The 8393-nt window shown below is 39.1% G+C and carries 6 protein-coding genes; 4 read left to right on the top strand and 2 right to left on the bottom strand.

Annotated elements, in window-relative coordinates:
• Positions 1-808: 808 nt before the first annotated feature.
• Entirely contained in the window at positions 809-1090 is a 282-nt protein-coding gene (locus tag DVR12_RS13565) for a helix-turn-helix domain-containing protein (protein WP_116976205.1), read from the bottom strand.
• 646 nt (positions 1091-1736) lie between these two features.
• Here DVR12_RS13565 and DVR12_RS13560 point away from each other — a divergent pair.
• From DVR12_RS13560 to DVR12_RS13545, 4 genes are all read left to right on the top strand, one after another.
• On the top strand, positions 1737-3368 hold the full coding sequence (locus DVR12_RS13560) for a DUF1800 domain-containing protein (RefSeq protein WP_116976204.1): 1632 nt from the start codon (positions 1737-1739) through the stop codon (positions 3366-3368).
• Positions 3369-3387: 19 nt separating this feature from the next.
• Positions 3388-4968 (top strand): DUF1501 domain-containing protein, encoded by a 1581-nt coding sequence (locus tag DVR12_RS13555; RefSeq protein ID WP_116976203.1) that lies wholly within the window; start codon positions 3388-3390, stop codon positions 4966-4968.
• Positions 4969-5022: 54 nt separating this feature from the next.
• Positions 5023-5349 (top strand): hypothetical protein, encoded by a 327-nt coding sequence (locus DVR12_RS13550; protein WP_147323457.1) that lies wholly within the window; start codon positions 5023-5025, stop codon positions 5347-5349.
• Between the two features lie 90 nt (positions 5350-5439).
• The gene (locus DVR12_RS13545) at positions 5440-7890 is read left to right on the top strand and encodes a TonB-dependent receptor (RefSeq protein WP_116976201.1); all 2451 of its coding nucleotides are present in this window, start codon (positions 5440-5442) and stop codon (positions 7888-7890) included.
• Here DVR12_RS13545 and DVR12_RS13540 read toward each other — a convergent pair whose 3' ends face one another.
• Entirely contained in the window at positions 7891-8295 is a 405-nt protein-coding gene (locus DVR12_RS13540; RefSeq protein WP_116976200.1) for a hypothetical protein, read from the bottom strand.
• Positions 8296-8393 lie beyond the last annotated feature (98 nt).

Here is an 8393-nt window from a genome sequence, read left to right as displayed (position 1 = left end):
CCCCAACAGGATTTCACCGAAACTAAATTTTCATCCGGTAGATATATTTCATGTTAATATCAATCTACTAATTTCAACTCTGTTAAGAAACAATTCTACAATATAGAAACTATAATTTGCTGAAACACTGCCCCAACAGGATTTCACTGAAACTAAATTTTCATCCGGTAGATATATTTCATATTAATGTCAATCTACTAATTTCAATTCTGTTAAGAAACAATTCTATAATATGGAAACTGTAATTCGCTGAAACACTGCCCCAACAGGATTTCACCGAAACTAAATTTTCATCCGGTAGATATATTTCATGTTAATATCAATCTACTAATTTCAACTCTGTTAAGAAACAATTCTACAATATAGAAACTATAATTTGCTGAAACACTGCCCCAACATGATTTCACCGAAACTAAATTTTCATCCGGTAGATATGTTTCATGTTAATATCAATCTATTAATTTCAATTCTGTTAAGAAACAATTCTATAATATGGAAACTGTAATTCGCTGAAACCCTGTAGGGGCAGGGTTTACCCCTGCCCAGTCTACGGTAAAGGAAATTTATCAATCAGATAAAGACAATAAAATCAGAGACATTTTTCTCTTAGCAATAAATGAACCCAGATCTTGAAATTTGAATTTAATATCAAATCAATACGCTGCTTCTTAATTGTATTGGGATAGCCTCATCTCACAGAAAATAAACCCAACATTATAGATCCATAAATCCCAAAACCTATTTTCAAATTAGGATTGTTCCCACCTCCATGCAAAATTGGAAGTTCGTCAATCAATCTAACCAACATCTACTCAATAATCTCCAAAGTATTCAAATACCTGTAAACCTCCGATTTCACGCGCTGTGCATTACAGAAAACAATTTTATTCAGATCGGGATGCTGTCTCAGATCAATCCCAAAAACCTCCATCATTCGCTGATAAAAAAATTCGCTGCCTCTGGACCTGCCTGATTCATAATTCCTGAAACTGCCTATAGATATGCCTAACAGATTGCTCATTTCTCGCTGTGTTAATTCCATTGCTTTTCTAATTGGTAGAATAACCCGCTTATTATATGAATGCTTCATAAATTTTCTGTTCTTAATTCAATAAATGTGTTGGTTAATTACATATATTCGTATATGTAACTTCTTGATTTTTAATTTATAAAATTGACAGTCAAACGCAATCTTTGAGATAAAATTTGTCAAATAGACATACACTCCCGGACCCATGAAATTTCCAGGATCGGACAACTAAATCAATAAGTAGAAGAAGCGACTAACGACTGTCGAACAGAGAGAGGTTACGTATAAAATTTGGAGTATAAACAGAAGGGGCTATAGACGCCCAATGTTTTAAGGACATACTAAACTTCTTTTGTGATGAACAAAAGTGAGAACATAGGGGCTGAGCAAAATCTTGCAGGACGAGCCGCCCCTATTGTTCTCAATAAAAAACCAAAAGGTTGCGTACCTAATGATTTAAACCAAATGTTTAAAACAAATGGTTTGAAGCAAATGTACAATTTTTCCTTATTTAAACCTTAACAAACGTAACATAAATTATTGATAACCATATTATTATTCAGATATTTATTTTATCAAATGAATATCTGAATAATCAAAATGATAGATTTTTTTTCAACCTCTTTAAAATTCCCCATCGATTAAATTAAACTTTTTATTAATTTGGATCCCTAAACGGCCCCCTAGCCATCAACCATATCGATTTATGGACCGCAGACAATTCCTGACCTTATCGCCAGACCGCCAGAAAAGGCCTTTTAGTGTAACCGGAAGAACCGGTTCCGGATTGAATCCTTATACTGGCAACTGGACAGATCTCGAGCTAATTCATTTGCTTAAACGCACACTATTCGGAGTAAATCCGGCTACTTACAATGCGTTTAAAGGCATGTCGATGCAACAAGCCATCGATACCCTGCTCACTCCGCAAAGCATTCCTCAGCCACCAGTTAATAACTATGGCATTGATGATACCGGCGTAACTCCGGGTGCCACCTGGGTGAAAGCCCCTTTGGGAGATGAAATGCTGGAACAAAAGCGCATTTTTTCGTATAAAGCCTGGTGGACCGGTCAAATGATCAACCAACAGCATAGCATACACGAAAAAATGGTGCTGTTCTGGCATAATCATTTTGTTACCGAAACCAGTATGGTCAGAGATAGCAGGTTTATCTACCAGTATAATCTAACCTTACGCCAATACGCATTAGGAGATTTCAAAGCCCTCACTAAGGCTATTACATTAGATCCTGCAATGCTGGTATATCTCAATGGCACCCTCAACTCTAAAGGAGCTGCCGATGAAAACTATGCCAGAGAACTACATGAATTATTTACCGTTGGTAAAGGTCCGGATTCCCACTATACTGAGGATGATGTTAGAGCTACTGCCAGGGTATTAACCGGCTACAGGGTAGACAGAACCACCATCACCAGCAAGTTCGATACTACTCAACATGATATCGGCAATAAACAATTTTCGAGCTTCTACCAGAATAAGGTAATCTCGGGAAAAACAGGAACAGACGGGATGTCGGAACTGGATGACCTGTTAAACATCATCTTCCTGCAACCGGAAGTTTCCAAATTCATCTGCCGTAAACTATACCGATTCTTTGTTTATTATGATATTGATGCCGCAACAGAAACGAATGTAATCGCTCCTCTTGCAGAAATTTTCAGAAGCAGCGGATTTGATATAAAAACTACACTAAATGCCCTGCTTTGCAGCGAGCACTTCTTCGATCCGTTAAATATGGCTTGTCTGATTAAAAGTCCGGCCGATTTCTGTATAGGTATCTGCAGAGAATACAATATTGCTTTTCCTACCAATTATCCAGACCAATACGCTGCCTGGATGGTAATTCAAAGCAGAGCTGATAATATGCTGCAAAACTTTGGAGATCCTCCACTGGTAGCGGGCTGGGATGCATACTATCAGGAACCTGCCTTTCATGAGCTGTGGATCAATACCGATACGCTTCCTAAACGAAATAAATTAAGCGACGGATTGATCAGCAATAATGGTATCAATAATCTCAAGATAGATGTATTGGCCTATGCCGGGTCTCTGCCCAATCCGGAAGATCCTATCTTATTGATTGACGATGTTGTGAAATTACTATATCGTGTAGTCGTTTCCGATAACCTTAAGGCATTCCTGAAAAATAGTATTCTGCTCAGCGGACAGAGTCCGGATAGTAATTATTACTGGACACAAGCCTGGAATGCGTATATAGCTTCGCCTACGAATGCTACACTGAAAGAGAATGTGGAAACCCGTTTACAAGCGCTGTTTAAATATATCATGAACTTATCAGAATATCAATTAGCCTGATAACCTGAAAAACCTTTTTATGAAAAGAAGAGACTTTCTGAAATATACAGCGCCTGCTGCTATACTTCCAACAGTTATCAATGGCTTCTCAATTAAAGCATTTGCCGGATCTCCAATGCTCAATGCATTAGCCGGAGCTGCAGATAATGATCATGTTCTGGTAATGATTCAGCTGACTGGTGGTAATGATGGGTTAAACATGGTGATACCACTGGATATCTATAGTAAATATCAGGCTGCCCGTACCAATATCGCTATCCAGGAAGGCAAAGTACTGGCTTTGGATAACTATAAAAAATCGGGATTACATCCTGCCATGAAAGGTATCCAGGAGCTATACAACAATGGTAAAGTAAGTATAGTGCAGAGTGTTGGTTATCCTACTCCTAATTTCTCGCATTTCCGTGCAACAGATATCTGGCTTACCGGCTCCAATTCCGATGAAGTTCTTACTACCGGTTGGGGTGGAAGATATCTGGATACTCAATATCCAGGTTTCCCGGATGGATACCCTAATGACAAAGCACCCGATCCTTTAGCAATTCAGATTGGTTCTATTGTGTCGCCTGCTTTTCAGGGCGCCAATGCAAGCATGGGAATTGCTATTACCAGCGCCACCGACTTCTATAATCTGATAGATGGAGTAATGGACCCGGTTCCCAATACCAAATGGGGCAAGGAATTGGAGTACATACGGCTGATCGCCAAGCAAACAAACAGCTACGAGCAATCAATAAAAAAGGCAGCCGGTAAAGTTACCTCTCAGGGGGCTTATCCGGCAAACAACTACCTGGCCGAGCAACTTAAAATAGTAGCCCGACTTGTAGCTGGTGGCCTAAAAACCAAATTATATATGGTTAGCACCGGAGGTTTCGACACCCATGCCAACCAAACCGAAGGCGGAGATACCAGTAAAGGTGGGCACGCAAATCTGTTAGGTGGTGTGTCTGATGCCATCAAGGCGTTTATGGACGATCTGAAAGGACTGCATGCCTCCAGAAGAGTAGTGGGTATGACTTTCTCCGAATTCGGACGTCGCATTAAATCGAACTTCAGTATGGGAACCGATCACGGTGCCGCTGCTCCGATGATCATTTTTGGCGATTATGTGAATCAGGGAGTTCTGGGGAATAGTCCGGCTATCCCCGATAATAGTGCAGTTGCTGATAATATCCCAATGCAATACGATTTCAGGTCGATATACGCATCTATATTGGAGCAATGGTTTTGTGTAGAGCCAACCGATCTGCAAAAAATTATGGGTAAGGATTATCAAAGGCTCCCACTTGTAAGTGGTGTGGCTTGCGGTACAATCACCAGCATACCGGAACTCAATACAGATGGTAAAAAATTAATCATCAATTCACCAAATCCATTTACTTCCTATACCACTATCACTTATACCACAGGTAGCGGAAATACAATGATCCAGATTTTTGATACAGCAGGGCGATTACTCAGCGTACCTGTGAATAAAGTACATTCACCTGGTACCTATTCCTTTACCTTCGATGGTCAGCAACTTCCAACAGGCCTCTATTATGCACGCTTCCAGAATGGACCAATCCAACAGGTAAGGCCTATGCTGAAGGTTAATTAATATTTTACATTGCAACATTGTTGCAAATTGAATGATTTTACTACCTTTGCCCTCGTGAATAAACGAAGATGGCATAAGATATTATCAATTATTCTACTGGGAGTATTTACTTTAAATACCCTCCCCAGAGAGTTTATTCACGAATTTGCCGGGCACCACGATACTGTTGATGCCTGGCATCACGAGGGTGCAGCCCTGTCTGAACTGCACCAGCACTGTGATTTCCTACAGATAGCTATAGAACCCTATGAGCCAATAGCAGCATTCTATTTTGTATTGGCGCAACCTATAAAATGGGAATACCCGGTTTTAAAGGTTGTTAATGCTAACAAGCCTTTTCAACGATTCTCATCTCCACGGGCACCTCCTGCCATTATTTAATGCCTTTTTCTTTTGAAATGTGAACAATCTGTTCATGTTATGGATTTTATTGTCAGGATTTAGATTTCCAATCATTATTATTTTATTCTTATGCACAATTTACGTGTGTTGATGCTCGGTATTTGGGGTATTTTATTGGCTGTTCCTGCAGCTTTTGCAGGAATTCCGGTAGATGAAATTGAAGCAAACTCGCTTTCTGGTAAGGTTACAGATAAAACATCTCACCAACCATTACCGGGAGCAACGGTATATTTACCAGATCTGAAGTTAGGCGCTGCCACCAACGCAGAAGGACAATATCTTATTAAAAATCTTCCAAGAGGAAGATATGTAGTGGAAGTACATTATATCGGTTATGCCGCTTTTACAGAAACTATTACTATTAATGGAGCTACCTCAAAAGATTTTGAGCTTTCAGAAACATTAATCGAAAAAAATGAGGTGGTCATAACAGGCGCCAGTCTGGCTACTTCTATGAAAAAAACGCCAACACCGGTAAGTATTATTCGACGTGATTATTTAGACGATCAGATATCAACAAATATTATTGATGCAATTTCCAAGGTGCCTGGTGTTACACAACTGACCACCGGTCCGGCTATTTCCAAACCCTTTATCCGCGGACTTGGATACAACCGGGTAGTAGTTGTGAGTGATGGAATCAGACAGGAAGGACAACAATGGGGAGATGAACACGGCATTGAGGTAGATGATTATAATGTTAGCAGAATTGAAATATTGAAAGGACCATCATCCCTGATTTATGGTTCTGATGCATTGGCCGGAGTTGTAAATATTGTTCCTCCTGCCCCTTTGCCTTTAGGAAAAATAAAAGGTAATGTTGAAGCAAACTACCAGACCAACAATGGGCTCATGGCCTATCATGCCGATATTGCAGGTAATAACAACGGCATAAACTGGAGCGCATTTATTACACAAAAACAGGCACACGACTATCACAATAAATACGATAATTATGTTTTTAATTCCCGCTTCAACAATACAAACTATGGAGCAACAATAGGAATTAATAAACAATGGGGATTCAGCCACCTGAGCTTTACTTCATTCAATCAGCATTTAGGTTTGGTAGAAGGAGAAAGAGATGCAGACGGCACCTTCATCAAACCGGTAGTAATTAACGGAGAAGCAGAAGAAGCACCTATTACCAATAAAGACCATCGCGATTATAGCATGACCGTTCCCAAGCAGCAAATCAATCACAATAAAATTGTTTGGGATAACAGTCTGTATTTTAATAATGGAGGAAGAATTGGCCTTACTTTGGGCTATCAGATCAACAACCGCAGGGAATACGGAGATGTATTAACACCCAATACTCCAGGGTTATTTCTAAATCTGCATACCTTCAACTATGCATTGAAATATTATCTGGCAGAGAGTAATGGCTGGCAAACAACTGTTGGTGTAAACGGAATGCAACAGAACAATAAAAATAAGGGCGAAGAATTCCTGATCCCTGCCTATAGTTTGTTTGACATTGGTGCGTTTGCAGTTACTTCCAAAACTTTCAACAAACTTACACTGAGCGGTGGTTTACGATTCGATAACAGAACGCTGCATTCAGAAGGTTTAACATTAAACGACGATGATCAACCTGCTCCAACCGGCACGGTAAAATTTGCTGATTTCAATCGCAACTTTTTTAATGTGTCTGCAAGTGCAGGAATTAGTTATGAAGCAAGCGACAAAGTAACTCTTAAGCTGAATGCTGCACGTGGTTTCAGGGCACCAAATATTGCAGAACTTTCGGCAAATGGAGTGCATGAAGGAACAATTAAATACGAATACGGAAACCAGGATTTAAAGCCTGAGATAAGCACACAAGTGGATGCAGGGATCGATTTTAATACAGAGCATTTGTCATTAACCGCGAATATTTTCTATAATTATATCAACAACTTTATCTATTCCAGAAAACTGGTAAACAGTGAAGGTACCGACTCTATTCCGTCATTCGATAATGCTGAAGGCTTTGCTGCCTTTAAATTCCAGCAAAACAATGCACATCTTTATGGAGGGGAAATTATGTTAGATATTCACCCGCATCCGATCGACTGGCTGCATTTCGAGAATACATTTTCTTATGTAAGAGCTACTGCCATCAATGCTACCGATTCAACAAAAAATTTACCTAATATACCAGCCGGCAGATGGTTGTCTGAATTAAAAGGAAAATTTAAAAAAGTAGGAAAAAGTCCGTTTCAGAACCTCTATGTTGGTGTGCAGATGGATTTAAATATGGCTCAGAATAATATTTTTTATGCCTATCAAACAGAAACCAGCACCAAAGGATACACCTTGCTGAATGCTGGTTTAGGTACTGATATTGTTAACAAAAAGAGTAAAACACTCTTTTCTTTACATTTTGCTGTAAATAATATTACTGATGTTGCCTATCAAAATCATTTGAGCAGATTGAAATATGCACCGATAAATGAGGCGACAGGAAGAATGGGTGTATTTAATATGGGCAGAAACTTCAGTATGAAACTGGCCATACCAATCGATTTTAAATAATTAACGTTCTTTAGATAAGGTAGCGGTATTATTTTTTATCATAAATGAATATCGTTGCTCCTGATAGGTGATTACTACTACAGTATCCTTGTTTGACGTAATTAATGTTGGAACAGGGATACTGGTGGTAGGACTATCAATGGCATGCAGATAATTGATCAGTCGTTTGTTTTTCTGACTTATATTGATTGCCTGCATAGGAAGTGTATTTGTTATTGTTACCCGAATCCCATTAGCCTCAAACTCTGCACTATCTGCATTTTCGTCTGCACTCAGTTTATTAAAGGAAATTGTTTTCTCTTTGGAAGACTTACTGGTAGTTGGTTTATCTGCTACTTCAGGAGAAGAAGCAGGTTGCTGACAAGCCAATCCCAGTAAGCAAATCAGATAGTAAAATTTGTACACTATATTTAGATTTAGAAGTTATGACAACAAGATGGTAACTAGACAAATAGAGCCTAATATATTGACATCCATAGTTACCATTTGTGTAATTTTATCAC

The sequence above is a fragment of the Chitinophaga silvatica genome (assembly GCF_003419895.1).
Classification (GTDB): Bacteria; Bacteroidota; Bacteroidia; order Chitinophagales; family Chitinophagaceae; genus Chitinophaga; species Chitinophaga silvatica.
This window is presented reverse-complemented; position numbering and strand designations above follow the sequence as displayed.

Coding starts and splice junctions, on each gene's coding strand:
- DVR12_RS13560 (WP_116976204.1), top strand. CDS start 1,737: ATGGACCGCAGACAATTCCTGACCTTATCGCCAGACCGCCAGAAAAGG.
- DVR12_RS13565 (WP_116976205.1), bottom strand. CDS start 1,090: ATGAAGCATTCATATAATAAGCGGGTTATTCTACCAATTAGAAAAGCA.
- DVR12_RS13555 (WP_116976203.1), top strand. CDS start 3,388: ATGAAAAGAAGAGACTTTCTGAAATATACAGCGCCTGCTGCTATACTT.
- DVR12_RS13545 (WP_116976201.1), top strand. CDS start 5,440: ATGCACAATTTACGTGTGTTGATGCTCGGTATTTGGGGTATTTTATTG.